At 69.8% G+C, this 25,948-nt stretch carries 24 protein-coding genes and 1 pseudogene; 9 read left to right on the top strand and 16 right to left on the bottom strand.

Translation table 11 applies throughout. The features are described 5' to 3' along the window. Positions 1 to 3: 3 nt before the first annotated feature. The 8 genes and pseudogenes from FCI23_RS30760 to FCI23_RS30725 form a co-directional block, all read right to left on the bottom strand. Positions 4 to 1,005: pseudogene (locus FCI23_RS30760) on the bottom strand (DUF2264 domain-containing protein); the annotation flags it as partial. Positions 1,006 to 1,084: 79 nt separating this feature from the next. Continuing rightward, a complete protein-coding gene (locus FCI23_RS30755) occupies positions 1,085 to 1,702 on the bottom strand; it encodes a GNAT family N-acetyltransferase (protein ID WP_136727224.1) in 618 nt (205 codons plus the stop codon). A 342-nt stretch (positions 1,703 to 2,044) separates the two neighbouring features. After that, entirely contained in the window at positions 2,045 to 3,514 is a 1,470-nt protein-coding gene (locus FCI23_RS30750; RefSeq protein WP_136727223.1) for an aldehyde dehydrogenase family protein, read from the bottom strand. A 234-nt stretch (positions 3,515 to 3,748) separates the two neighbouring features. Then, positions 3,749 to 4,111 (bottom strand): four-helix bundle copper-binding protein, encoded by a 363-nt coding sequence (locus tag FCI23_RS30745; protein ID WP_136727222.1) that lies wholly within the window; start codon positions 4,109 to 4,111, stop codon positions 3,749 to 3,751. A gap of 486 nt (positions 4,112 to 4,597) precedes the next feature. Further along, positions 4,598 to 5,434, bottom strand: a complete 837-nt coding sequence (locus FCI23_RS62480) for an NUDIX domain-containing protein (RefSeq protein ID WP_136727221.1) — start codon at positions 5,432 to 5,434, stop codon at positions 4,598 to 4,600. Positions 5,435 to 5,725: 291 nt separating this feature from the next. Then, positions 5,726 to 5,959, bottom strand: coding sequence for an SGM_3592 family protein (locus tag FCI23_RS30735; RefSeq protein WP_136727220.1), 234 nt, complete (start codon positions 5,957 to 5,959; stop codon positions 5,726 to 5,728). A 53-nt stretch (positions 5,960 to 6,012) separates the two neighbouring features. Then, positions 6,013 to 6,774, bottom strand: a complete 762-nt coding sequence (locus FCI23_RS30730; RefSeq protein WP_136727219.1) for a pirin family protein — start codon at positions 6,772 to 6,774, stop codon at positions 6,013 to 6,015. Between the two features lie 70 nt (positions 6,775 to 6,844). Then, positions 6,845 to 7,993: a helix-turn-helix domain-containing protein gene (locus FCI23_RS30725; protein WP_136727218.1), complete on the bottom strand. Its 1,149-nt coding sequence runs from the start codon at positions 7,991 to 7,993 to the stop codon at positions 6,845 to 6,847. A 121-nt stretch (positions 7,994 to 8,114) separates the two neighbouring features. Here FCI23_RS30725 and FCI23_RS30720 point away from each other — a divergent pair, with 121 nt between their 5' ends. The 3 genes from FCI23_RS30720 to FCI23_RS30710 are packed head-to-tail and all read left to right on the top strand — an operon-like array spanning position 8,115 to position 11,821. Further along, positions 8,115 to 9,863: an FAD-dependent oxidoreductase gene (locus tag FCI23_RS30720; protein ID WP_136727217.1), complete on the top strand. Its 1,749-nt coding sequence runs from the start codon at positions 8,115 to 8,117 to the stop codon at positions 9,861 to 9,863. An 18-nt stretch (positions 9,864 to 9,881) separates the two neighbouring features. Further along, entirely contained in the window at positions 9,882 to 10,760 is an 879-nt protein-coding gene (locus FCI23_RS30715) for a dioxygenase family protein (protein WP_136727216.1), read from the top strand. A 29-nt stretch (positions 10,761 to 10,789) separates the two neighbouring features. Next, complete coding sequence (locus FCI23_RS30710; protein WP_136727258.1) at positions 10,790 to 11,821, top strand: maleylacetate reductase; 1,032 nt, start codon at positions 10,790 to 10,792, stop codon at positions 11,819 to 11,821. A 47-nt stretch (positions 11,822 to 11,868) separates the two neighbouring features. Here FCI23_RS30710 and FCI23_RS30705 read toward each other — a convergent pair whose 3' ends face one another. From FCI23_RS30705 to FCI23_RS30675, 7 genes are all read right to left on the bottom strand, one after another. Beyond that, the gene (locus FCI23_RS30705) at positions 11,869 to 12,996 is read right to left on the bottom strand and encodes an LCP family protein (protein WP_136727215.1); all 1,128 of its coding nucleotides are present in this window, start codon (positions 12,994 to 12,996) and stop codon (positions 11,869 to 11,871) included. A gap of 431 nt (positions 12,997 to 13,427) precedes the next feature. Next, positions 13,428 to 14,363, bottom strand: a complete 936-nt coding sequence (locus FCI23_RS30700) for a DUF6879 family protein (protein ID WP_136727214.1) — start codon at positions 14,361 to 14,363, stop codon at positions 13,428 to 13,430. 47 nt (positions 14,364 to 14,410) lie between these two features. Next, the gene (locus FCI23_RS30695) at positions 14,411 to 15,382 is read right to left on the bottom strand and encodes an SCO2521 family protein (RefSeq protein WP_136727213.1); all 972 of its coding nucleotides are present in this window, start codon (positions 15,380 to 15,382) and stop codon (positions 14,411 to 14,413) included. Next, positions 15,379 to 16,374, bottom strand: coding sequence for an SCO2522 family protein (locus FCI23_RS30690; RefSeq protein ID WP_136727212.1), 996 nt, complete (start codon positions 16,372 to 16,374; stop codon positions 15,379 to 15,381). Before FCI23_RS30690 ends, FCI23_RS30695 begins: the two co-directional genes overlap by 4 nt. Further along, on the bottom strand, positions 16,374 to 17,291 hold the full coding sequence (locus tag FCI23_RS30685; protein WP_136727211.1) for an SCO2523 family variant P-loop protein: 918 nt from the start codon (positions 17,289 to 17,291) through the stop codon (positions 16,374 to 16,376). Before FCI23_RS30685 ends, FCI23_RS30690 begins: the two co-directional genes overlap by 1 nt. 3 nt (positions 17,292 to 17,294) lie before the next feature. After that, the gene (locus tag FCI23_RS30680; RefSeq protein ID WP_136727210.1) at positions 17,295 to 19,139 is read right to left on the bottom strand and encodes an SCO2524 family protein; all 1,845 of its coding nucleotides are present in this window, start codon (positions 19,137 to 19,139) and stop codon (positions 17,295 to 17,297) included. A gap of 82 nt (positions 19,140 to 19,221) precedes the next feature. Beyond that, positions 19,222 to 19,995: an SCO2525 family SAM-dependent methyltransferase gene (locus FCI23_RS30675; protein WP_136727209.1), complete on the bottom strand. Its 774-nt coding sequence runs from the start codon at positions 19,993 to 19,995 to the stop codon at positions 19,222 to 19,224. 322 nt (positions 19,996 to 20,317) lie between these two features. Here FCI23_RS30675 and FCI23_RS30670 point away from each other — a divergent pair, with 322 nt between their 5' ends. Then, entirely contained in the window at positions 20,318 to 20,734 is a 417-nt protein-coding gene (locus FCI23_RS30670) for a GNAT family N-acetyltransferase (RefSeq protein WP_246144212.1), read from the top strand. 12 nt (positions 20,735 to 20,746) lie between these two features. Here FCI23_RS30670 and FCI23_RS30665 read toward each other — a convergent pair whose 3' ends face one another. After that, positions 20,747 to 20,995 (bottom strand): DUF5302 domain-containing protein, encoded by a 249-nt coding sequence (locus FCI23_RS30665; protein ID WP_136727207.1) that lies wholly within the window; start codon positions 20,993 to 20,995, stop codon positions 20,747 to 20,749. A 116-nt stretch (positions 20,996 to 21,111) separates the two neighbouring features. Between FCI23_RS30665 and FCI23_RS30660 the strand changes: the two genes are divergently transcribed. The 5 genes from FCI23_RS30660 to FCI23_RS30640 all read left to right on the top strand — a co-directional run bounded on the left by FCI23_RS30660 (position 21,112) and on the right by FCI23_RS30640 (position 25,900). Further along, positions 21,112 to 22,119, top strand: coding sequence for an acetamidase/formamidase family protein (locus FCI23_RS30660; protein ID WP_136727206.1), 1,008 nt, complete (start codon positions 21,112 to 21,114; stop codon positions 22,117 to 22,119). Between the two features lie 151 nt (positions 22,120 to 22,270). Further along, positions 22,271 to 23,764, top strand: coding sequence for a M6 family metallopeptidase (locus FCI23_RS30655; protein WP_136727205.1), 1,494 nt, complete (start codon positions 22,271 to 22,273; stop codon positions 23,762 to 23,764). Positions 23,765 to 23,887: 123 nt separating this feature from the next. Beyond that, positions 23,888 to 24,868: a hypothetical protein gene (locus FCI23_RS30650; protein ID WP_136727204.1), complete on the top strand. Its 981-nt coding sequence runs from the start codon at positions 23,888 to 23,890 to the stop codon at positions 24,866 to 24,868. Positions 24,869 to 24,911: 43 nt separating this feature from the next. Continuing rightward, positions 24,912 to 25,346: a VOC family protein gene (locus FCI23_RS30645; RefSeq protein WP_136727203.1), complete on the top strand. Its 435-nt coding sequence runs from the start codon at positions 24,912 to 24,914 to the stop codon at positions 25,344 to 25,346. Continuing rightward, on the top strand, positions 25,343 to 25,900 hold the full coding sequence (locus FCI23_RS30640) for a DUF402 domain-containing protein (RefSeq protein ID WP_407646051.1): 558 nt from the start codon (positions 25,343 to 25,345) through the stop codon (positions 25,898 to 25,900). The genes FCI23_RS30645 and FCI23_RS30640 overlap by 4 nt, the downstream gene beginning before the upstream one ends. The last annotated feature ends 48 nt before the right edge of the window (positions 25,901 to 25,948 follow it).

The raw sequence follows: 25,948 nt of genomic DNA, 5'->3' as shown, positions 1-25,948 counted from the left end.
TGCTCAACGACCGTTCGCCGCCGCCGATTCCACGGTTACGCCGTCGGGGGTGAGCCGGGCACGGTGGACGGTGCCGTCGGGCCAGCGGGCGGTGATGTGGTGACCGGTGCCCTGCGCCTGGACCCGGACCTGGACCTGGACGAGAGTGCGCAGCGGTGCCGGGTCGGGGCCGGCCGTGAGGCGGGCGAGGCAGACGTGGAGGCTGCCGACGGTGCCGTCACCGGCGCTGACGCTGGTGCCGGCGAGGGCCGGGGCGGTGACCGCGTCGGCGTAGGCGGTGGGGGCCGGAGGGAGGCCGGGGGCTGCGGCGAGGCCGTGGACGGGGTGGAGTTCTGAGCGCAGGGCGTCGTCGGCGGCCCAGCCGGTCTGGCGGACGGGGGTGCCGGCCGGGGCGCCGGTGACGAGGTGGACTCGAACCTCGGTGGGCCCCTGTGCGAGGACAAGGCTGATGACGCGGGCGTCGCCGGCCCGGGAGCGGGAGGCGGCCCAGCCGTCGCCGGTGCCGAGGGGTTCGATACGGGTGCGCGGCGAGGCGAGGCCGTCGGCGCCGAGCAGGCCGAAGTGGTTGTCCTGGGGACGGCCTTGCGGGACCGGGCCGGTGGCCGTCGAATAGGCGAGACGGCTGTAGTGGGGGTCGTAGCGTGCGTCCTGGCTGCCGTGGTTGTGCAGCCGTACGAGGCCGTCGGCGGCGGTGGACTGGATCAGCCAGTTCGGGCCGCGGAACGGGGTGACCGCGTCCGCGAGCTCGGCCGGCCCGGCCTCCTCGACCGCGGTCCACACCCCGTGGCCGGCCGGGAGCAGCAGGCCCAGAAAGCCTTTGCTCGCCCAGTAGGGGGAGGCCGGTCCGGAGTACGCCTGCAGCACGCCTTCGGCGAGCCGGCGGGTGGTCCCGGGGGGGAGCGGGGTGTGGCCGGTGAGGGCGCCGAGCCAGAGCGGGGCGGTGGTGGCCATGCGGTAGGTGAGTGAACGCCCTTGGTGCATGGGGGCGCCGTCCCCGCCGAACATGAGCGGCCGCCAGGACGGTACGTCAGCCCGGCAAGCGCTTCCTAGAGGTGTGCCGCAGGTTTGTGAAACGGTTCACTCCTCACTGCCCGGTACTGCGCCCGAGATAGGTGAGCGGCCCGGGATCGGCCACCGGGATCTCGTGGAACCCGAGGCGATCGTAGAACGCCCGGGCCGGGGTATTCGCGGTGAGCATCCCCAGGTGCACGGCCTTGACTCCCTTGTCCGCGAGCGCGCCGAGGAACCGCTCCATCAACGCCCGCCCATGGCCGGCCCGCTGGTGGGACGGCAGCAGATCGATGTGCAGATGCGCCGGGTAACCGGCCAGCTCGGGCAGGACCATCCGCTCCGGACAGTGCATGAGTCCTGTCATCTCCTCGCTCGGCGTCACCGGTGGCCCCTCCGGCGGCGGATAGCGGTAGGCGAGCGCCGGCAGCCACTCCTTCCGGTAGCGCTCGACGAACGCCTCGGTGTCGGCGGTGCCGACGATGTAGCCGACCGCCCGGCAGCCGTCGTCGGCCACGAAGGCGAGATCCGGCTCCAACCGCGCGTACGGACCGGCGAAGATGCTGGGCAGCAACTCCTGGTCGGAGTACAGGTGCCGGGCGTCGCCGCCCTCGTGGCCGGTGCGTACGCAGATGTCGTAGAGGGCGGCCCGGTCCTCGTGGCGGTAGGGGCGGATCACCGCTTGTGGAGTCATGCGGAGCAGGATGGCCGTCCCGGATTGCCGCTCACAAGAGGTGAGGCCCGAGCAGACCGAACCCGTCCGGCTTTGAGGAGGGCACGGCCGGAGGCCGCGCAGCCCGGGCACATTCCTTCGGCGGCGCTGTGCTCGCCCGCTCGGCCAGCCGGGTCGACAGCTCGGTGCGGGTCACCGGCGCCTCGTCGGCCCGGTCCTCGACGCGACCATGCTCTCCGGCGACTACGGGAACGGGCTGCGCTTCTCCGGGGCGTTCGCCGGGGTGTGCGCGCAGGACCTGAACGGCACCCGCAGAGCCGCCGACGGCGGGCTCTGCGGGCAGGAGGATACGGCCTGGATGTCCTATATCGGGAAGTGGGCGTGTCCCTGCGCCTGGACGGTGATCCAGCGGGTGTCGGTGAAGGCCTCGACTCCCGCCTGGCCGCCGAAGCGCCCGTAGCCGGAGCTCTTGACGCCGCCGAAGGGCGCCTGGGGCTCGTCGGCGATCGACTGGTCGTTGACATGGACGATGCCGGTCCGGATGCGGCGGGCGACGTCGATGCCGGTGCGTAGGTCCTCGGTGATGACACCGGCGGTCAGCCCGTGTGAGGTGTCGTTGGCCAGCGTCACAGCCTCGTCGGCCGAGTCCACCACATGAACGACGGTGGCGGGGCCGAAGATCTCGTCGTAGTAGATCTTGGCGTCCTTGGTGACACCGGTGAGGACGACGGGCTTGATGAGGGTGCCATTGCCCTCGACCGCTCCGGTGCCGGTGGCGAGGGTCGCGCCCTTCGCCACAGCCTCGTCGATGAGAGCCGAGACGCGCTCGGCGGCGCGGGTGTTGACCACCGGGCCGACCGCGGTGGCCGGGTCGGAGGGGTCGCCGTAGGGCAGGGAGTCGACGCGTTTGGCGAACTTGGCCGTGAACTCCTCGGCGACCGAGCGGTGCACGATCACGCGGTCGATACACATGCAGATCTGGCCGGAGTTCATGAACGACCCGAAGACGGCGGCGTCCACGGCGTAGTCGACATCGGCGTCCTCCAGGACGAGCAGGGCGTTCTTGCCGCCGAGTTCGAGGACCGCGGGCTTGAGGTGCTGGGCGGCCTGGACACCGACGGCGCGTCCGACCTCGGTGGAACCGGTGAAGTTGACCATCCGCACCCGGGGGTCGCCGATGAGGGCGCCGACTATGGCGGGAGCGTCGGCGCGGTCGTTGGTGACGACATTGAGCACACCGGCAGGGAGACCGGCCTCGTGGAGTACGTCGGCGATCAGTAGCCCGCAGGCGATGGGCGCGTCCTCGCTGGGCTTGGCCACGACCGTATTTCCCACGGCGAGCGGCAGCGCGACCGCACGCACCCCGAGGATGACCGGCGCGTTCCACGGCGCGATCGCGGCGACGACGCCGACCGGTACCCGTATCTGGAGGGAGTAGGCGCCCGGTATGTCGGTGGCGAGGGTCTGGCCGGTGGGCTGGGAGACCGCGGCGGCGGCTTCGAAGAGGATGTTCGCGGCAAGGTGGGCGTTGAAGCCGGCCCAGGGGGCGGCTCCGCCGACCTCGGCGGCCATCAGCGCGATGATCTCCTCGGTGCGGTGGGCGAGGATCTCGGCGGCCCGCAGGAAGATCTCGCGGCGCCGGGAGGGCGCGGTGGCCGCCCACTCCTCGAAGGCCGCCTCGGCGGCGTCGACCGCGCGGGTGACATCAGCGACCGTGCCGGCTGCGATCTCGGCGTAGGTGTCCCCGGTCCACGGGCTGATGTCCGGCGTGGTGCGGCCGGAGGAGGCCGGGACCTCCTGGCCATTGATGATGAGCCCGCGGGAAATGGTCATGGCTGTCCTCGAGAACGTCGGGGCAGCGGGATCCGGCGTCCCTTCCGGCGCCGCTGCCAGGAAGGTTCGTCCAGTGAACTTTTATTCACTGTCGATGGGCCCGAGTGTCCGCCCCTCCCTGCCGACTGTCAACGCTCTCGCCGTACCCAGAGCACGACCTCGGCCGCCAGGCGCTCCGGCACCGACGGGTGCCGCCGGCCCCGACCGGCCCGACGGCACCCAGGACAGGCCCGGTCAGGCAGCCGCGCCCGCCATCGAGCGGCACATCTCGGCGCACTTACGACAGGACTCCGCACATCGCGCCATCTGCGGGTCGTTCGGCATCGACATGCACGCCTCCGCGCACATCTCGCATGCCCGCGCGCACATCGCGCACATCTCCGCCATCAGCGGCGACCTGCGCATCATCATGTCCGCGCAGATCCGGGTCAGCTCGGTGCAGTCCATGAGCGCGCGCATGATCTGCATCTCGGCCTGGCCGCCGCCCATCTGCAGGGTGGAGCTCATCGCCTGCTCGCACATGGTGTGGCAGGCCATGCACGCCTCCACGCAGCGCTGCATCTCCTTGCTCATTGCGGCCATCTGTCCCTGCTGCATGATGCCTCCTCGGCACGGCGGAACCGGCGCTTCCGGCCCCTCTGCCATCCGTAGTACGCCCACGACCCGCTCCGCGCAGACCGGAAACCGCCGCTCCTTGCGGTGCGAACGCCCATATCCGCACCAGTGGTGCCGTCACCTCGGGCCCCTCCGGCGGACCTTCGGGGAGCGGCCGGGCTTTTGGGTCGCGGTGGGCTTGGCACCGCCGGTCTACGCCGTTAGGGACCGACGACCGGCGCTCCGGCGGCTCAGAGCCTGTCGGGTGACCTCTGATCGGGCGGCCACGCCCTGGCACGCACGCTTCCCGCGTTGCCGAAATGCCCTAGTAGCTCTCCCCCAGCCTTCGGCTGGGAGGTACCCCCACCCCCAGGCTCTCGGCTTCGCTCGAGCAGGGGGGACCCCATCGAGGACATCCCGGCGCCTTGGAATCGCACGCACCAGACCGCCTCCGCCCGATCGAAGGTCACCCGACAGGCTCTCAGGCGGTCACCAGTCGCACGGCAGGCGCAGGTCACGCAGGGAGTCGCAGAGCACGGCGGGCGGGTCGGGCCAGCCGTGCCGGTACCAGTGGGCGATGCGCCAGCCGAGACGCTTGGGCCAGAGCGGGGTGGCGGGCAGCTCGCCGACCGGGATCCATACGGGGCAGGCGTCGCCGTCGAGGTCCAGGGTCTCGCGAGGAGCGATCTCGCCCTCCGCCTTCACCAGGAAGTAGTGGCCCGGGTGCGAGCCCCTGATGGAACGGTTGACCTGGGCGATCTCGCGGCCTACCCGTCCCGAGAGCCCGGTCTCCTCGGTGAGTTCACGCAGGACGGCCATCTCGGGTGTCTCACCACGCTCCACGCCGCCGCCGGGGATCTCGTACCCGGTCTCGCGGCGGTCGCGGTATTCGATGAGCAGCATCCGGGCGTCCCGGATGACGACAGCCCCGGCACGGGTCCGCTGCGGAGGCCGGCCGTACGGGTCCTCCACGACAAGGCGGCCCTTCCACCATGGCGTGCCGGACCAGGAGCGCAGGATGGCCTCGCTGGCGGTCCAGGGCGCGAGCGGGGCGTGCAGGGCCTGTTCGCGCGTCAGCAGTTGGCCCCGGCCCGGGGCATCCCTCGACGTCGCACGGAAGTAGACAGTGGTGACAGCGGAGCCGCGCACCTCCAGACACGGCTGGGAGTCGACGGACACCTCGCAGCCGAGCGTCGTGCGCGCCGCGTCGACGGCCGCTGCGGCCAAGTCGCCGCCCCACGGCACCAGGCCGCCGGGCAGAGCGTAGGAGTCATGTAAAGCGAGCCGCTCACCGTGAAAGAGGATTACTCCGGCATGCAGGTCCATTTCACCGACGCTACCGGGAAGGCAATGCCTGCGGCCAGGGCTTTTGTAAGCCTGGCCGAGTCTCGCCGAGAGGCGCCCGGAATGGCCGTCGCCACGAGATCGTCTCGAACACCGTGCCCGGCGGGGACCAGGATGTCGCCACGATCTCCGCTGGGCCGGGTCCAGTGAAATGAAGCTACGTTTCACGTGAGTAGACCCAAGGCTCGTTACGGATTGCCCCCGCGGCAGGTATGAAGACGCGTTTCACGGGCGGACGGTCGCGCCCGTGGCGGAGCGATGGCGGCCACCGGGTCAGCCGCGGCGCCGGCGCCGGCGGGCCCTGCTCCAGAACCAGCCGGCCGGGGGCTCGTCGGCGCGCCATGGCTGCGGATCGGGACTGCCTTCGCGGCGCCAGCGGGCGGCGAGCATACGGGTGCGGGCAGCGGGCTCGCGCGCTCCGGCGGAACGGATGAATTCGGCGTCGAGGACGACGTCGTCCCAGTCGTCCCCCTGGGGTTGTTCTGCCTGGGGTTGTTCTGCGCTCATGGCTGAAGAACGTGCGCCATGAGCGGCGCGTTCCAGGATTTCAGCCGAATTGTTCAGCCGAACTGGACGGAGGTGTCCATCTCCCACAGCAGCACTTCGGCACCGCTGCCCCCGGCGGTCAGCCGCTGTCCCTCGGCGGCGGTGACGCGCACGGCGTCGCCGGGGGTGAGCAGACCGGCGCCTTCCAGGGCGGCCTCGCCCCTGGCGACATAGACATGGACGAAGGGCGCGGTGGGGATCTGCAGGGTCTCGTTCGCGGTCATGCGGGCGGCCTGCAGAGCGGCGTGCTTCTGCCGGATGGAGATGGCACGGTGGTCGCGGTGCTTGGGCATACCGGAGGCCACGGTGGTCCAACCGCCGCGATTGAGCTCCTCGTTGATGTCGAGCTGTTCGTAGCCGGGCTCGATGCCCTGCTCGTCGGGGAAGACCCACATCTGCACGAAGTGCACCGGGTCGTGGTGCTCGGCCTGGCCGGTGAGCTTCCAGGAGTCGTTCTTCTCGCTGTGCAGGATGCCGGCACCGGCGCTCATGCGCTGGGCGAGACCCGGGTAGATCACGCCGTTGTGGCCCTCGGAGTCCTGGTGGACGAGGCCGCCGTCGAGCACCCAGGTGACGATCTCCATGTCGCGGTGAGGGTGGGTCTCGAAGCCGGTGCCGGGGGCGACGATGTCGTCGTTGGAGACCAGGAGCAGCCCGAAGTGGGTGTTGGCGGGGTCGTAGTGGCGGCTGAAGGAGAAGCAGTGGTGGGAGTCCAGCCAGCCGGCGCGGGTGTGGAAGCGGTCGTCGGCCCGGCGGATGTCCAGTTGGGTGTTCATGACTGATGACTCTCCTTGACGGGAGGGGGGTACCGGCGCTTGCAGCCAACGTAACATGTTGAAATCCGAACTATATTCCGTAGCTGCGCAGCTTCCGGTAGACCGTGGCCCGCGCGATGCCCAACGCCTTCGCCGCCCGCGCCTTGTTGCCGCCGTAGGTCCTCAGTGCGTCCAGGATCGCCGCGCGCTCAGCCCTCTCCAGGCTGCTGAGGTGGCGGGCGCCCGCAGCGCCGCGGACCGCGTCCGGCAGTTCCTCGGACCGGACCGGGCCGGAGAGCCGGCGGCTGTCGGCGAGGTGGCGGACCAGCAGGGCCAGCTCGGCGACATTGCCGGGCCAGGTGTGCTGCTCCAGGGTGTGCCTGGCCTCCACGGACCAGGTCAGCGGCGGGTAGCCGGGAGCGGGGCGCGGGGCGAGGGCACGGAGCAGGGCGGGAATGTCCTCGGGGCGTTCGCGCAGCGGCGGGACGGTGACCATGCGGGCGGAGAGATGTTCGACCAGCCGGTGCAGGCAGGGGCCGGGCTGCCCGCCCGGGGTGTGGGTGGCGACGATACGGGCCTGCGGCCGCTTCTCCAGGATCCCGACCAGCACGGCGGCCGCCGACGGGTCCAGCACCTCCAGATGCCGGAGCAGCACGGGGCCGCCGTCCGGCGAGCCTTCCAGCGAGCGGAGCCACTGGCGGGTCTCCGCCGCCGTCGCCCCGGCCGCGTCGAAGAGCGGCGGCGGACCGGCCTGGAGCGCGCGGGCCACGGCGGTCTTCCCGGCTCCCGGCTCACCGGCGATCAGCACCGGACCGCTCTCGGCGGCGAGCGCGGCGGCCCTGGAGACGGCGCTGCGCCATGGCAGCGAGCTGCCGGCCAGCCCCGGCAGCAGCCGGTCGGGCCCGGCACCGCGCCCATGGCCCCCGGCAGCGGCGAAGCCGGACTCGGACAGTACGGCCACCGCTCCGACGACCGTGCCGGAGCTCACGACCGGCTGCAGCCCCGCGATCAGCCCGTCGGCGTCGGGCACCGGACATACCCGCGGCTCGGCGCGACCGTCGCGCACCATGCGGGCGGCGCCCAGTTCGAGTGCCGCCAGCGCTTCGTCGGAGAGCTGCCGGGCGGCTTCCGCGCTGACGATCCGGGTCCTGCCGTTCATCGCCACGACGGGGCGGGTGTCCGGGCCCTCGCGGAGGTACGCGTCCAGCAGCAGTTGTTCGATGGAGCTCACAGCTTCCATCCCACCATGGTGCCCCTCGCTGTATCGAATTGAGACACCACTCCATCCGCGCGATGACTCAAGATCGATCTGTTGACCGTCGTTTGCGTTCCAGCAGTTGCATTCCAGGAGAGCCGTACCAATGGAGACCGTCAAGACCGATGTACTGATCGTGGGCAGCGGGCCGGCCGGGGCGAGCGCGGGGCTTGCCCTCAGTACCTACGGTGTCCCGAACATCATCGTGACCCGCTACAGCAGGCTGGCGGACACACCGCGTGCGCACATCACCAACCAGCGCACCATGGAGGCGCTGCGCGACCTGGGTGTCGAGCAGGAGATCATCGCCAAGGCCACCCCCCAGCACCTCATGGGAAACACGGTGTTCTGCACCAGCATCGCCGGTGAGGAGCTCGGCCGGCTGCGCTCCTGGGGCAACGACCCGCTGGTGCAGGCCGAGCACGAGCTCGCCAGCCCCACCCGGATGTGCGACATGCCGCAGCACCTGATGGAGCCCGTGCTGACCGACGCGGCCGTCGCGCGCGGCACGGAGCTGCGCTTCAGCACGGAGTACCTGGCGCACACGCAGGACGAGCACGGGGTGACGGTCACCGTCAAGGACCGGCTGCGCGGCGACGAGTACCAGATCCGCGCCAAGTACCTGATCGGCGCGGACGGCGGCCGCAGCAAGGTCGCCGAGCACGCCGGGCTGCCCATGGGCGGCCAGATGGGCGTGGCGGGCAGCATCAACATCGTCTTCGAGGCGGACCTGACGCCGTATGTCGCACACCGGCCCAGCACGCTCTACTGGGTGCTGACCACCGGCGCGACCGTCGGTGGCATCGGCGCCGGCCTGGTGCGGTGCGTCCGGCCCTGGAACGAGTGGCTGATCGTGTGGGGCTACGACGTCAAGGGCGCACCGCCGGATCTCACCGACGAGTACGCGCTGTCCGTCGTGCGCAAGCTGATCGGCGACGACGACCTTCCGGTGACCATCAAGTCGTCGTCCGCGTGGACGGTCAACGAGATGTACGCGGAGAGCTACTCCAAGGGCCGTGTCCATTGTGCCGGAGACGCCACCCACCGCCACCCGCCGTCCAACGGGCTCGGCGGCAACACCTCCATCCAGGACTCCTACAACCTCGCCTGGAAGCTCAAGCTGGTGCTCGACGGCACGGCGTCCCCGTCGCTGCTGGACACCTACGACGCCGAGCGCGCCCCCGTCGGCAAGCAGATCGTGCAGCGCGCCAACAAGTCCATCGGCGAGACCGGGCCGGTCTTCGAGTCCCTGGACCTGCTCACCCCGCAGGACCCGGCCCAGCTCCTCGCCAACATCGAGGCTCGCAAGGACGCCACTCCGGTCGCCGAGAAGCGCCGCCAGGCGCTGCGCGAGGCCATCGCCTACAAGGTGTACGAATTCAACGCGCACGGCGTGGACCTCAACCAGCGTTACGAGTCCGCCGCGATCGTTCCCGACGGCACCCCCGACCCCGGCTTCGACCGCGATCCCGAGCTGTACCACCAGCCCACGACACGCCCGGGCGCAAAACTTCCGCACGCCTGGATCACCGCCGGGCGGCGCAATCTCTCCACCCTGGACCTCGGCGGCAAGGGCCGGTTCACCCTCATCACCGGTATCGGCGGCGACTGCTGGCTGGAGGCGGCCCGCAGCGTCGGCGACGAGCTGGGCCTGGAGCTCGCCACCGCGTCCATCGGTCCCGGCCAGGCATACGAGGACCCGTACGGCGACTGGGCGCGACTACGCGGCATCGCGGACTCCGGTGCCCTTCTCCTGCGTCCGGACAACCATGTCGCCTTCCGCTACGAGAGTGCGGCCCCGGATGCCGCAGAGCTGCTCGGCGCCGCTCTGAAGCGCATCCTGGGACGGGACTGAGGAAAGAAGGATTTCCCGATGACCACCGACTTCACCGAGCAGACCGCCACCCCCGCTGTCGTGGAGAGCTTCGCGCGCACCCCGGATCCCCGGTTGCGCGAGATCCTCAGCAGCCTGACCCGCCATCTGCATGATTTCGTGCGGGACATCGAGCCGACGATGCAGGAGTGGGAAGAGGCCATCGGCTTCCTCACCGCCACCGGGCAGATGTGCGACGACACCCGGCAGGAGTTCATCCTCCTGTCGGACGTCCTCGGCGTGTCGATGCTTGTGGAGACCATCAACGACCGGAAGGTGCCCGGTGCGACCGACTCCACGGTTCTCGGCCCCTTCCATGTCGTCGAGTCACCGCCGCGCGCCCTGGGCGACACCATCGACTACGTCAATACCGGGGAGCCCTGCGTGGTCACCGGGCGTGTCATCAGCACGGACGGCACCCCGCTGCCCGGCGCCCTGCTCGATGTCTGGCAGGCGAACGAACTGGGGTTCTACGACGTCCAGCAGCCGGGCGTGCAGCCGCTCGGCAACGGCAGGGGACTGTTCACGGCGGACGGGGAGGGCCGCTTCTGGTTCCGTACCGTCGTGCCCTGCCACTACCCGATCCCGACCGACGGGCCGGTGGGCAACCTGCTCAAGGCGGCCGGCCGGCACCCCTACCGCCCCGCCCACATCCACTTCATCGCCGGGTCCGAGGGCCACATCCCCGTCACCACGCACATCTTCGTGGCCGACAGCCCCTACCTGGAGTCGGACGCGGTCTTCGCCGTGAAGAAGAACCTGGTCCAGGAGTTCAGCGAGGTGGACGACCCCGGGCAGGCTGCCGAGTACGGGGTCGCCAATCCGTTCCGGCGGGCCCGCTTCGACATCGTCCTCCATCCGGCGGCGGTGCCGTCGTGAGCCTGGAATTCACGTACCAGGCCCAGCCCATGCGGGTGGTCTTCCGGGCCGGCGCCGCCAGGACCGCCGTCGCGGCGGAGGCCGAACACCTCGGCCTGCGCCGGGTGCTCGTCCTGTCCGGCCCCCGCGGCGCGGACACCGCGCGGGCCGTCGCGGACTCGCTCGGCGCCGCCAACGCGGGCGTCCATACCGAGGCCGCCGAGCATGTCCCCGTACCGGTCGCCGAGGCCGCCGCCGAGGCCGCGCTCAAGGCGGACGCCGACGGCTGCGCGGCCGTCGGCGGCGGCTCCGCGATCGGCCTCGGCAAGGCCGTCGCGCTGCGCCTCGGCCTGCCGCTGATCGCGGTCCCGACCACGTACGCGGGGTCGGAGATGACGCCCGTCTGGGGGCTCACCGAGGACGGCGTCAAACGCACCGGCCGCGATCCCGTCGTCCTGCCGCGCAGTGTGGTCTACGACCCCGAGCTGACCCTATCCATGCCGCCCGCCCTCTCCGGCACCAGCGGTGTGAACGCCATCGCGCACGCCGTCGAGGCGCTCTACGCCCCCGATGCCTCGCCGATCGTGTCGTTGATGGCCGAGGAGGGCACCAGGGCACTCGCCGCCGCCCTTCCCGAGATCGCCGCCGACCCCGGCGGTCTCGACGCCCGCGGCCGCGCCCTGTACGGGGCCTGGCTGTGCGGCGCCTGTCTGGGCGCCACCACCATGTCGCTGCACCACAAGCTCTGCCATGTCCTCGGCGGCACCTTCGGCCTGCCGCACGCCGCGACGCACACCATCGTGCTGCCCCACGTCCTGGCCTTCAACGCCCCCGCCGCGCCCGACGCGGTCGCGGCCCTGCGCCGCGCCCTTGGCACCGACGACCCGGCGCTCGAGCTGTACCGCCTGGGCGGCCGGCTCGGCGCTCCGCGCTCGCTCGCCGAACTCGGTCTGTCCGCCGCCGGCATCGACCGGGCCGTCGAGACCGCCGCCGCGGTGCCCTACGCGAACCCGCGCGACGCCGGTCCCGACGATCTCCGGGCCATTCTGCGGGCGGCCTTCGAAGGCCGCCCGCCCGGCTGAGCCCCGACTCACTCCGTGACGCCCTCAGCTGACGGCTGATGACGGTCTCAGTTGACGACACCCTTGGGCAGTGCGGTGTCGTTCCTGAGCGCCGTCCAGACCTTCGTGGCCGATGGCTCGGAGGCGACCACCCGGTTGGGGTCCGACGGGGCGGTGACCACCGGCATGGTGACAGCGGTGAGATGCTTCGTGCCGATCTTGCGCAGGTTCTGCCCGAGGCTCATCAGCTCGCTCAGCGAGTCGAGGCCGGTGTCGGTGGTGAGGCTCCCGGTGACGGCGTCGGCGACCTCGTAGAGCTTGGTCGGGCTGGTGAACAGATTGATGCTCATCACCTGCTTCAGCATCGCCTTGATGAGCTGCTGCTGGAGCTGGATGCGGCCGAGGTCACTACCGTCGCCGACGCCGTGCCGGGTGCGGGCGAAGGCGAGGGCCTGGGTGCCGCCCAGGTGGTGGGTGCCCGCTTTCAGGTTCAGATGGCTCTTGTCGTCGTTGATGTCCTTCGTCGTGGTGACGGTGACGCCGCCGAGCGAGTCGATCAGTTTCGCGAAGCCGGAGAAGTCGATCTCGATGTAGTGGTCCATGCGCACACCGGTCAGCTTCTCCGCCGTCTTCACCGCGCAGACCGGACCGCCCACCGAATAAGCCGAGTTGAACATGGCGCCGTACGCGGCCGCCGTCGTACCGCCGCTGGAAGTGGGGCACGACGGCCGGTACACGAGGGTGTCGCGCGGGATGCTGACGACGGTGGCCCGGGTGTGCGCGTTGTTGATGTGTACGACCATCGCGGTGTCCGAGCGGGCGCCGGTGCTGTTGCCGCCGCCGAGCTTCTGGTTCGCGCTGCCGCTGCGGGAGTCGGAGCCCAGCACGAGGATGTTCATCGCGCCGGTCGCGACAGGGGCCAGGGAAGAGGAGGACGACGAGGCTGAGGCCGTGGGGCCGGTCGTCGGGCGGTCGGTGCCGAGCGCGCTGTTGATGTCGACGCCTTTGATGCGGTGATCGAGATGCCAGTACGCCAGCCCGGCCGCCGTCCCGCCGATCGCCAGCACACAGCCGAGCGCGATGCCGGCAGTAAGGAAGACGCGTGATCGGCGTCGTATTCGCGCGCCGTCGGGGTCGGTGCCGGGGGCGTGGCCAGGGGCATGGCCGGCCGGCGGCACCGGCTGTTCTTCCGTCATGCGGACGAACATAAGTCCACAACTGAGCGGAGAGGACGGGCGAAGGACCTTTTTTGGGATTTACTCATGATTCTTTGGAACATCTCATCTTCGGCGCCCTGTTCACCTGCCCACGGGGCGTGCCGCACGGACCTCCGCGCCCGGGCTCGCCGCCAGGGGGACCTCCTCGCCGCTCATGCCGATCCGTCCGGGGTGCGTGCCGGGGCACCGCTCCGAGGCCGCCGTCGGAACGGTCGGCGTCGTCCAGGGCAGCCCAGCCCCGCTCGAAGCAGCCGAAGGGCCCGAAGAACGCATCGGATAAACCCTGCATCGTCCATTGCGTTCGACGCATTCGGCTCCTGCTGTCCCTTTGCGTTGCCGGCGCGGTCGTCACCGCCGGGACACTGCGCCGCAGGGGCGGCACCGTGCTCCCCGCCGGGCTCCGTTGCTCGTCACGACGCGGCGGGAGCGTTCTGGTCCGCCTCGGTCCCGGCCTCCCAGAGGTCGTTGAAGCGGCGGATACGCCGGTTGACCTTGTCCTGCCGCAGCACCAGCCGGGTGGTGGCGATGACCGGGTGGTCATCCGTCTGTTCGGGTGTCACCTCGTAGCTGATCGCGTGATCGAACACAATGAAGTCAAACATGGGGTCGAGCCGCTCCGTGGACCGGAGCGCGGACTTCACGACCGTCCTGACCTCCACTCCCAGATCTTCCTGCTCCCGGCACAGTCTGCGGACGTCCGCGTCATTCACCAGGCCCGGATCATCGAGGATGAAGACCCGGCGGATCTTCACTCCCCGGCCGACTGCCTCACGTTGCGCCACCAGATAGCGCCGGCCGAACTCGCTCACCCACAGATCCGCGTCGACCTCGGTACTGGTCGCGTCGATGGCCGTCTCGGCGTTCTGGGCGAGCGCCAGCAGCCATTCGTGGTCCTCGCCCTCATAGGTCGCCTCGCCGGCGTGGAGGTCCTGCAGCAAAGTGGCCAGCCGGCTGACCTCGGTCCGGGCAAAGCTGTGGAGGAGGGCTGGCGCCTCAGAGCCGATCTCAGCGGCGCTGCGCACCAGTTGGGTGACCGCGTCCGTACGGATGGCCGACTGCTCCACGAGGCTGAACAGCTGGGTCGCCTCGTTGACCCTGGCGAAGCCCCCGCTGACCAGACTCCCCATCTCGTCCCAGTGCTTGCCGAGCGAGATTTCGAGCATGGCCAGACGGTCCTCGAACTCCATTATGAACTGGACGATCAGGATCGCCCCGCCGATGAAGGTCGAGATGGTGATCGACCATATCGTTGGCTGGTTGGCGAAATTGGTGATCAGATAGGCGACCCCACCGGTGATCAGCGCGACCACCGCTTTCAGCAGGATGGGCGATATACCCCGCATCATCCCTACTCCCCCTTCGGACGACGAACCCATCAATTACCCGCTCCGGGCTAGGTCAACGCATGCGGCTTCCCCTGTAAAGTGACGGACTGCAGAGCCAGCTGGTCACGGATCCGCTGGACCAGTGCCTGCCACTGCCGGGTGAACCCGGGTTTGGTCTCCAGGCTCTCCCACAGCGGCATCAAGATCAGGTCCACCCGGGCCATCGGCATCCACAGATGCAACAGATGATCCACCGCCGGGCTCAGCCGGATGACGGCGTCCGGTCCGGGGGTGGTGCCGAGGCCACTGCGATCCACCATCTGGATGAGTGTGGTGAGCAGCCAGTCGTGCAGCGCGAGATCCTCACAGAGCCGGGCCAGGGCCTCCGGGTCGACGCTTCCCACCTCCAGTCGCAGGGTGCGCTCGGTGTCGTCGACGATGGTGAAGCGACCGCGCGGCACCCCGTCCGTGTCGCCGGATCGCACGGCCGACCAGCGCAGCCGGGTGCGGCGGGACTTGAACGGGGGCCGCCGGTCCAGCTGCGGCCGGGCCAGTACTTCCGCCAGCAGCCGTTCCCCCACCGCTCCGAGGTCCGCCGTCCCCGCCAGCGACGCCTGACCACCCCTCAGGAACCCGTCGGCCAAGTCCTCCGGCACTGCCCGGCCCACCGCCTCGACGACGCCCGGCCGCACCAGGTAGTGCCCCCACGGCTGCCGGTGAGCGGCCTCCGCCGCGAGCACCCGAAGGTGCGCGGACGCCTGGAGCACCCGTCCGTCGGTCAGTGTCGCGTGCGACAGTACGGTGCCGATGCCACGCACCCGGCTGCCCGACCCGGTGGCCAGTTGGCAGTCCACGCCCGTCAGCACATCGGGCGAGGTGAGTGCGGTGTTGGGCCGTTTGGAGATCCGTACGCGTTCCCCGGAGCGCAGTTGCAGCAGCTGACTGGCGGCGCCGTCCGCGAGCGCGGCGGAGTGCTGGAGCAGACAGGTCCGGACCTCGCCGCAGGCCACCACCGGGGCGCCGGCCGCAGGGGCGGTCATGGTTCGCCGTAGAAGGCGTAGGAGATCCGGTCGGCCGGCTCACGCGGCACCGGTAAGCCCTCGCGGGCCGCCCGCTCGGCCACTTGGAGCAGCGCCGGCTCCTCCACCGCCAACTGGCCGAGGATGACGCGCACCGCGTGCTCGACCGGAAGGAAGCGGGTGGGCAGCACGGACACCGAACGGTAGGCGGCGAACGGCGCGGCCGCGGGATTGAGCTGGATCAGCGGCGGTAGGTCGTCCCACTGGCCCGGGAAGTCCCCGGTCTGCGGCTGCGGGCGCAGTACCGCCTTCCCCTCGTACCGGACCAGGCCCAGTCGGAGCAGCTGCCACACGGTGGCCAGAAAGGGGCAGGACCAGGTACGGCCGTCGGCGTCCCGGTGATGGTCGTGGCTGTCGTGCTCGTCCCACAGCTCGACGTCCACGAAGACCGAATGGCGGCGCGCGCCGTTCTCGGAGGGCGGCCGCCAGCCGCCACCCTGGCTCATGGCCTCCAGCGGATCGGAGGACGGCGAGCGTTCGCCGTTGCTCAGCCAGCCGGTCTTCGTCACCGCGGGCCGGGAACCGTTGTTCCCCGGCGCCGGGGATTCCACCAGCCGGTGCTGGGCCCACCGTGCCAGGGGCAGCCGGTCGGTTCCGGCGCAGGCTGATTCGCGGGCCAGGTAGTCGATGCGCAGGCCCGCGGCCTCCGCTTCGGAGAGCAGGGTGGGCAGCACCTCCGCCGGTGTGGAGAAGCGGGTGAAGTAGTCGTCCACCAGGAAGCAGGTGCTCAACCGGGGGCGGCGTCCGCCCGCGGCATTCGCACCGGCCGCGAGCGCCGCGTCGGCCCACGGCTTGACCTGCTCGAACTGGCTGCGCAGCCGCTTCGGCCCGGCCGCGAAGTCCTCCATGTAGAGGTGCCCGATCTCCAGGGAGACATGGGAGAGCGGCACGGCTTCGGTGTTCGGGTCCGCGGTGGCCTCGCGGAAGGCCGGGCCGTTCACAGCGCCTCCCATCACAGTGCCTCCCACGACTTGTCGCGGGTGAGTTCGTCCGCCAGCGCCGTCAGCGCCCTTACCGTCTCGATGTTGGCCACCCTGCTCGCCAGGACGTCATCGTCGGTGATGAGCTGCTCGCGCCACTGGAGGACGGGTTCCAGCGGCACCACTCCGAGGGTTTTGCTGCGTCCCAGCTTGAGCTCGGCGGCGAAGTCCTTGAGATCCTGGTCGCACTTGCGCAGCCAGGCGGCCTGGGCCGGCCGCACATGGGCCAGTTCCGGGGAGTCCGGGTCGGGGACCGCGGCCCGTACGAAGCGGATGGAGTCGCGGAGCCCCTCCTCCTGGTGGCCCAGTGCCAGTCCCGCGTCGAGGATCCCGCGGTCCCCGAAGACCAGTCCGGCCGCTGCCGCTATGTGCTGCCGGGTCCAGCGGTGGAACACCAGCCAGCGGACGGTGATGCCGCTGAGCTCGGGCTTGGACGTCGCCGCCAGGACCAGCTCCACCGCGTAGGAACGGCCGGCGCTGAGGTCGATGAGGATGACGTCGAACTCCTCCTCCAGGCGCAGGAAGAGGTCGGTGCAGCGGCGCACCATCTCCCGGTTGACGGCGAACTCTCCGCCGCCGCGGTCGCCCGGGAGCAGCACCAGCTGTCCCGCGCCGGGCGGCCGGAAGCGCAGCGCGTCGCGCTCGGTCTCGGCCCACACATCGACCCGGTCGGGCTCGCTCACCCTGCCCTGCAGGTAGGAGTGCATACCGCCGTGCTCCACTCCCCGGAGCGAGCCGGGGATGTCGAAGACGGTGCCGGAGGTCGGCGAGCCGAAGTCGAAGTCGAGGTAGGCGACATCATCGCCGGACAGGGCGCGCCGGAAGGCGATGTTGGCGCTGGTGACCGACCGTCCGGTGCCTCCCTTGTCGGAGGCGGCGAAGACCAGCATCGCTCACGCCCGCTTCGTCGCGGCTCGCCGGGCGACGACCAGCTCGTCCAGCGAGGTGAGCACTTGCATGGTCAGGGCGAAGGACGTCCCGGGACGGTCGTCGAGAATCTGGCGTGCCCGCGCCATCTTCATCTCGGCGATTCGCAGGCTGCTGTCCAGGGAATTGTTCCCGGCGGAGGACGGCTCCATCATCTCCCTGTCGAAAATGTGCCCGGCCTCGCTCAGCAAGGACGTGGCGAGTTCTGTCAGCTGAGGGCTGCGGATCGGTGGCTGCCCGAAGAGATTCGCGGCCACCACCATACATTCGACGACGCGCTCGGTCATGTTCCACGACAAATGCGCTTTCGCCGTCTCGAGATCCGGGAAGACGGCGCTGATATTGTCCCAGAGCCTGATTCCGGGGCCGGAACTGATACGCCGCAGCCACAGGTGGTCCATTACCTGCTCGGCCAGGCCCAGGAGCCGGTCGTGCGATTCGCTGCGCCGCGACATGCTGCAGAGCTGGAGGGTGCGTTTGAGCAGCTGGGTGGAGAAGTCCGGCACGGACCATTGCATGGCGGGCCCGAGGCTCTCACCGCCGGTGAGCGGCAGCCGTACACCGGGATTGTGCAGGAGGGAGACCGTCGGGTCGTCCGATGTCATCCGGCGGGTGATTTTGGCCCTTACCGCGAGCTCCTCCATGACCGCCACCGTTCGGGTGAGGTCATCGTCCGTCGCCCGGCGCCGGTCGAGGTCCTGGACGAGAATCGAGGCCACCAGAAGGCTGAAGTACTCCGATTCCTGCTGCTGCCCGGTGGTGCGCCAGGGAATGTCCTCCAGTGGCCATTTCTCGTCGCCGAAGCGGGCGATCATCGACCAGTACTGCTGGGTGAGTTCCCAGCGCAGTCGCAGTGCCTGGGCGAGACGCTGCTGTTCCTCGTTGAGCAGACCGAGGATCAGCGTCCGCTCCGAGAACAGGTCGGCGATTCCGTCGAGCGCGACCACGGTGAAATAGAGGTACGGAGCGGGAATCGCCACGCCCTTGGGCTGGGTTCCGACGGGGTCCGTGGTGTCGACCTGCGGCGCGTCCTGGACGATTCCCCAGGACCAGCCGCATTCCATGAGGAGGTTGTTGTTGTCCAGGTCTCCGACGATGTTGAGCCCGAGGGTGAAGTACTCCTTGATGGAGGCACGAAGCGGTCTCAGTTCGCGCTGGAGTTCCTGGACCACAAGGCGGTTGGACATGTTCGACTGGTTCACGGTGCGGCAGAGCGTATGGCCCCGGGGTGAATCGGCGTCGAAGAGATTCACGGTGAAGCTGCGCAGGAGGCTCACCATGGCCGCGGTGAGACGCACGCTGGTGGCCTCGTACAACGCGTCCGCCGTGTCCCTCAGATCGTCCCGGCGGATCTCCCGTTTGAAGATCTTCAGGAATCCGAGGGTGGAGAGCGCCAGCGAGATGGACATGGAGTACGAGTCGACGACTCCCAGTTCTCGCTGCTCCGGCGTCAACTCCTCGTCGGGATCCACGGGGAAGAGGTAGTGACCCGCGGAGAAAGTGGGTGTGGCCGTGTCGCTGGTGTGCATGTCCATGAACCCGGCCAGGGCACTGATCAGCCTGGTGGGGATCTCGACATTGTCACCGATGCCCTTGAGCGCGGCCAGTACGTCCTCTGCCGTCTCGTCAGGAGCGTCAAGCCGGAAGGGCGGCAGTTCCGAAGCCGGGTACATGAGGCAGAGCAACTGCTCCGCGTCGCTCACACTGCTGGAACCGCCCAGCTTCCCCCAGTCCAGAACGCCGTCCGAGAAGGAATGGCGGGCGATCGCCTGCCAGATTTCGAGCAGCTGCTGGCGTGGCCGGATCCGCATCCTCTCCCCCGCCCCTCTCCCGTTGGTATTTCCGTGTGACATACATGCGGATTTCATGCGGTGTTGCGGTCGTTCAGACGGACTACGAGGTCACTCCGCAGGCCAGGATCATTCCTGTGTAGCCGTCCCGGAGGGGCTCTCCCGGGAATCCGAGCCGGGTGATCACAAGATCGTCGGTGCGTGGCGCCAGGCAGTCGCGGACCTGTGGCTCCTCCACCGGATAGGCCGGGAATTCCAGGTCCCCCACCCGGTAGCCCTCCGAATTCTCCATGAACGCGGCGGCGAAAGGCGCCCCCGGAGTGAGGGCGGCGATGAATTTTGCCAGCGCTTCCTCGAACTCCGTACGCGCGGTGGAGAGGGATTCGGCGACGAAGAACATGGTGCCGATGGACCAGCCGCCGGGCCGGAGGTCGAACAGATCGCCCTTTTCGACCGTGGCCAGGCCGGACAGCCGGCCACGTGGGTCCCCGACCCGCCGATAGGGCTCCCGATCGGTGAACAGCTGCCAGAAGCGGTCCCAGTTCGACGAATAGTGCTGGATCTCTCTCTCCAGCCATACGACATTGCCCGCCGACCGCTCATAAAGAGTGATGTCGGAACACCATGGCAGCAGGCTGAGTGAGGGGTAGAGATTGGTGCCGGATCCCACATCAATTCCCGACAGTTTCCCTGCCGGCTGTCGATGCCGGAAGTGCTCGCAGAAATAGTCGCGGACGGCCATGATGATCTGCCGGTCGTCCTGCCGCAGATCCTGGTAGTTGTGATCGAGATACGCACGGGAGTCGAACAGGTCCCAAGGGGCGTCACTGTTACTGATGCCCGACGCGTACTCGGCCTCTGCCGACGGCTGCTCCATGTAGCAACTGTAGCGCTCCGCAACCTTCCCGGCCCGCCGCTGTGGAGAAAATGACCCCAACCGGCGATTGCGGCCACTTTACGGATACGGCTCCGGCGTCAAGCAGCCGCACGCCCTATTCACCCTTGGCGCACGTTGCCCTATGTTTGACCGGAGTGTCGCACTTGGAGCGTCCGCCGGGCGGACGCTCTTACCCGCACTGGTCGGTGGGCCAACGAGGAGGACTGATGTGAGGGCTCGTCCCGGTGATCGGCGCGAGTGGCAGGGCGAAGAGGGCAGGCCGGAGGGCAGACTCCGGGTGAGAATGGTGGCCGAGGAGGACTTGCCCAGACTGGCCCTGCTCGATCAGGCGATCTTCGTGGGGGCCGCCTACCCGTACTTCGTCCTGCGGCAGCTGTTCGACGTCCACGGGGACCGCTTCCTGGTCCTCGACCACGGCGCCGGGCTGTCCGGGTACGTACTGGCGGCCACGGTCCCCCGCGGTCAGGTCAGCTGGATACTGGGCCTGGGGGTGCTGAAGCAGTACCGGGGTCTGGGACACGGCCGGGTATTGCTGGCCGAGATGCTACGGCTGTTGACGGACGACCAGGTCGGCGAGGTGCGGCTCAGCGTGGAACCGCACAATGCGGACGCCGTAGCCCTGTACCGGTCCCTCGGGTTCACCGAGGTCGGCCGCCGCGACGGCTACTTCGGCCGCGGCGGCGACCGACTGATCATGGCGCTCCTGCTGAAGCGGTGACTTCCACTCAGCTCAGCCGCCGCTCTTACGGCGGAACTCCCGCGCCCCTCCGGCCCGGCCGTGGGCGCCATGGATCTTCGTACGGTCCGGTCCGGTGCCGCCGGAGGCGGTACCGGCCTTCAGCCCGCGCTTGCGTTCCAGGGCCTCCCGGAACTTGCGCTTCACATCGTCCTCGGGAGCCTCTGCGGCCTCCGGGACCTCGGACTCTTCGAGGTCCGCTGCCTCGGCGGCCATGGGCTCCTCCTGCTGTGCGTCGGTCATACGCACAGCGTCCCACGTCATGGGCTGGACCGGCGCCAGATTTTGCCGCCACCCTGTCTGGCAGGTATCTCGGACGGCCACCCGGCCGGCCTCGACGAGAGTGGAGCGGCACAGCCATGAGCGACCCGAGAATCATCACCGTTCGCCCCGGGCCGGGCGAGTACGCCTGGACCTTCGGCGGGGCGCCGCCGGTGGCGCGGATCAAGCCGGGCACCGTGCTTGACCTGTACACGGAGGACTGCTTCGCGGGACGGGTGCGGTCCGAGAAGGACCTGGTGTCCGAAGTGTGCGATTTTCCGTTCCTCAATCCTCAGACGGGTCCGTTCTACGTGGAGGGCGCCGAGGTCGGCGACACAGTGGCGGTGCACTTCGTGTCCATCGAGCCGGCGCGTGACTGGGCGGCATCCACCACCGTGCCGTTCTTCGGGGCGCTGACCTCGACCCACGCCACTGCGACGCTCCAGCCGCCGCTGCCGGAGGTGGTGTGGATGTGGCAGCTCGACCTGGAGCGCCGGACCTGCCTGTTCGCGGCGCGCGACAGCGACGTCACGGTCGAGCTGCCGCTCGACCCGATGCACGGCACGGTCGGGGTCGCCCCGGCGAACCTGGAGGTGCGCTCGGCGCTCGTACCGGACGCGCACGGCGGCAACATGGACACGCCCGAGATGAGGGCGGGCGTCACCTGTTACCTCGGTGTAAATGTGGAGGGCGCGCTGCTGAGCCTCGGCGACGGGCACGCCCGGCAGGGGGAGGGCGAGACCTGCGGGGTCGCGGTGGAGTGCGCGATGAACTCGGTGGTGATCGTGGAGCTGCTCAAGGGTGTCTCGACGCCTTGGCCCCGGCTGGAGTCGGACGGCTACATCATGTCGACGGGTTCGGCACGCCCGCTGGAGGACGCCTTCCGGATCGCCCAGCTCGACCTCGTCCAGTGGCTGGCGCGGGACTACGGGCTGTCGCAGCTGGACGCGTACCAGCTGGTGACACAGGGGGTGGAGTCGCCGCTCGCCAACGTCTGCGACACGAATTACACGGCACTGGCGAAGTTCCGCAAGGGATGGCTGCCGGCCGGGGATCCACACCGGGGGCTGCACCAGCAGCTGAGGGAGACTGCGGCGCGACTTTAACAGTTCCTTGGACGGGGGCCGTTGCCCGACACCATTATCGCCATGTACCGTTCAAAAGCTCGTGGCCTGGCAGCATCCCGGCCTATGGTCTACGCGCGAAGAATTGGCACCCGCACCGCCACCACCCACCCCCCACATGGAGGTACGACGGATGCTCGGATCCGGTAAGTCCCGCCGCCGCAGACTCATCGGCGCAATAGCCGTCCTCGGAGCCCTCACCACGGGCGCCGCCGTGCACGCTGTCCAGACCGCCCCCACCGCCGCCGCGGCCACCACCAACCGCGTGCTCTTCGACGACGCGCACGCCGAGGAGGCCGGCAACGCCGACTGGATCATCAGCACCAGCAAGCCGGACCCGCTGGCCCAGAACGCCAGCCCGTCATCGGAGACCGACTGGACCGGCGCCCTCTCCTCCTGGGGTGTGACCCTGCAGAAGACCGGCAACTACAGCCTCAAGACCCTGCCGTCGGGCAGCTCGATCACCTACGGCACCTCCAGCGCGACGGACCTGCAGAACTTCAACACCTTCGTACTGCCCGAGCCCAACATCCTGCTGACCACGGCGGAGAAGACCGCCGTGATGACGTTCGTGCAGAACGGCGGCGGCCTCTTCCTGATCTCCGACCACACCGGGAGCGACCGCAACAACGACGGCTACGACTCCCCCGCGATCATCAACGACCTGATGACCAACAACAGCGTCGACAGCACCGACCCGTTCGGCTTCTCCGTCGATCTGCTCAACATCAGTTCCGGCTATCCGGCCGCGATCAGCGACAGCACCAACGCGGTGCTCAACGGCTCCTTCGGCACCGTCACCAAGAGCCTCTTCGCCAACGGAACCACCGCCACCCTCAAGCCGGCCGACAACTCCGCCGTCAAGGGCCTGCTCTACCGCACCGGTTACTCCGGCAACACCGGCGCCTTCTTCGCCACCAGCACCTTCGGCAGTGGCCGGGTCGCGTTCTGGGGCGACAGCTCCCCCATCGACGACGGCACCGGCCAGTCCGGCAACACCCTCTACGACGGCTGGAACGACTCCGGCGCCACCAACGCCGCCCTCGCCCTGAACGCCACCGAGTGGCTCTCCGGCGCCACCAGCAGCGGTGGCGGAGGCAGCACTGGCGGTAGCACTGGCGGTAGCACTGGCGGTAGCACTGGCGGTGGCGGCACCTGCACCGCCGCACAACTGCTCGCCAACCCGGGCTTCGAGTCAGGCAACACTTCCTGGACCGCCAGCAGCGGCGTCATCACCACCAGCAGCAGCGAAGCCGCCCGCACCGGCTCCTACAAGGCCTGGCTCGACGGTTACGGCTCAGCCACCACCGACACCCTCTCCCAATCCGTCACCATCCCCTCCGGCTGCGCCGCCGCCCTCACCTTCTACCTCCACGTCGACACCGCCGAGACCACCACCAGCACCGCCTACGACACCCTGAAAGCCCAGGTCCTCAACAGCTCCGGCACGGTCCTCGGCACTCTCGCCACCTACTCCAATCTCAACGCCGCCACCGGCTACACGCTGCGCAGCTTCGACCTGAGCAGTTACGCCGGCCAGACCGTCACCCTCAAGTTCACCGGCGTCGAGGGGTCCACGCTCCAGACCTCGTTCGTCATCGACGACACCGCGCTCAACGTGAGCTGACCACCAGCCGGCCCGGGCGCGCGCGGCACACCGCCGCCGGCGCCCGGGCACCGGCCACGGCCCGCCCACGAGGCCCGGACGTCATGGCGCCGGTCGCAGGCCCATGCCCTACGATCGGGGCCCATGACGGACAGACCGGGGACACCGAACCCTTGGAACGGCCCGGCCGTTCCGCGGAATCAGCCGCCCACCACCGCGCCCGGCTGGTCCCCCGCGGCAGAGCCCGACTGGGCCGCGCTCGCCGACCGGCACCAGGCCGAAGGCCGGCGGCGCAGGCGGCTGATGGTCGGTGGCGGCGTGCTCGGCACTTGTGCCGTCGGGGCGCTGGTGGCAACCGCCGTACTGGTCTCCGGGCACAGCCCGAAGAAGGAGCAGACGGTCGCCGCCGCCCACGCAAGCACCCCCGGGCGGGTGTCGCACGGCGCCGCCTCCTTCACCGCATCGGCTACGCAGTCGCCGTCGGCTTCCCCCTCCAACTCGCCTTCCCGTTCGGCGTCCGCCACGAAGAGTCCGCCGAAGTCGGGGCAGTCCCCCGCGCAGTCCTCCGCCGCCGCCTCGCGGACCGCGGCGCCGCCTGACCCGCTGACGATGATCTCGGACCTCGGCACCGACACCGCCCCGCTCACCGCCTCCGGGCTCTTCCCGGCGAAAACCCGGTCGATAGGCGGCCGCACCTGGACCCGGAGCCTCACCGGCACCATCACACCCTGCTGGAAGGCCACCACCGGCGGTCTGGGCAATGTGCTGGAGGCCTCCGCCTGCCGCTCCCTGCTCCGGGCCACCTACGTCTCCGGCGACAGCGTCGTGACCGTCGCAGTGGCGGTCTTCGACCACAAGGCACAGGCCGATCTCGCCCGTCAGCACGACCAGGGCCAGATCCAGGGGCTGAGCGCCGGCGGGGCCATCTCCTTCTGCACCAGCGCGGGCTGCGCCAACACCCACGCGGCGGTGGGCCGCTACGGCTACTTCACCGTCTCGGGTTCGGCGAAGGCCGGGGGCACCGCCGCGGACCCCATCGCGACGGCCGCCGGCCCCGGCCTCGCCGATTACGCGTACCAGCGTCTGCTGCAGCGCGGCAAGGACGAGGTCGCCGCCGCCCGCTGAAACCCGGTGGACCGCGGTGTCCCGCGGTGCCACATTGGCGGCCATGGCTTCTCTGGTGCGACTTGTGACCATCGACTGTGCCGACGCGTACCGGCTCGCCGGCTTCTGGGCCGGGGTTCTCGACGCTTCACTGGCCGACGGCGACAAGCCCGGCGATCCGGAAGTGCTGCTCAAGACCACAGGTGTGACGCTCCTGTTCATCACGGTCCCCGAGCCCAAGACGACCAAGAACCGCGTCCACCTGGACCTGCAGCCCCAGGACCGCACCCGGGACGAGGAGGTTGAGCGGCTCCTGGCCTCGGGGGCCACCCTGGTGGCCGACCATCGGCGTCCCGACGGCACCGGATGGGCGACGCTGGCCGACCTCGAGGGCAACGAGTTCTGCGTCGAGCGCAGCGCCGCCGAACGCGCGGCCTCTAAGGTCACGGGAAAAGGAGTGGCGGGGCACGGTCCCCGTGAGACAGGCTCAGACCCGTGACTGGCGAGAACTCCACGAATTCCGCAGACGAGACCGCGTCGCTGACCCCGGGCGGCGAAGTGACTGTCAGGCTCGTCAAGCACCCCCGCCCCGATGTCCGTTACCCGGCGGTCGTGGTCCACGACGACGGAACGCATGCCGTCGTACGCGCTCCCTGGGCCGGGGCGGCGACACGCGACTTCGGGTTCGTGCGGTTCGAGGCCGGGGATGTGTTCACCGAACATTACTGGCGGGACCGTTGGTACTCGGTCAAAGAGGTCAGGGCCGCGACAGGGAGTCTGAAGGGCTGGTACTGCGATGTGGCGCGGCCCGCGCGGGTGGAGCCGGGCGCGCTGGTCGTGGCGGATCTGGACCTTGATCTGTGGGTGTCGGCCGACGGTGCCACGGTGCTGCGGCTCGACGAGGACGAGTTCGAGGAGAGCGGGCTGACCGACCGCGATCCCGGCGCGGCCGCCCAGGCGCGTCAAGCGCTGGACGAGCTCGAACGGCTCGCAGGCAGTGGCGGCTTCACCGAGCTGCTCGGCTCTACGGGCCCGGACACCACCCCGGCGTAGGGCGAGCGCTCCCCGCCGGCCCCCCTTGCACTGGTCCGCCCCGCGCGG

The organism is Actinacidiphila oryziradicis (assembly GCF_005047355.1).
GTDB lineage: Bacteria > Actinomycetota > Actinomycetes > Streptomycetales > Streptomycetaceae > Actinacidiphila > Actinacidiphila oryziradicis.
Note: the sequence above shows the minus strand (reverse complement) of the source record. Positions and strands in the feature narration are given on the sequence as shown.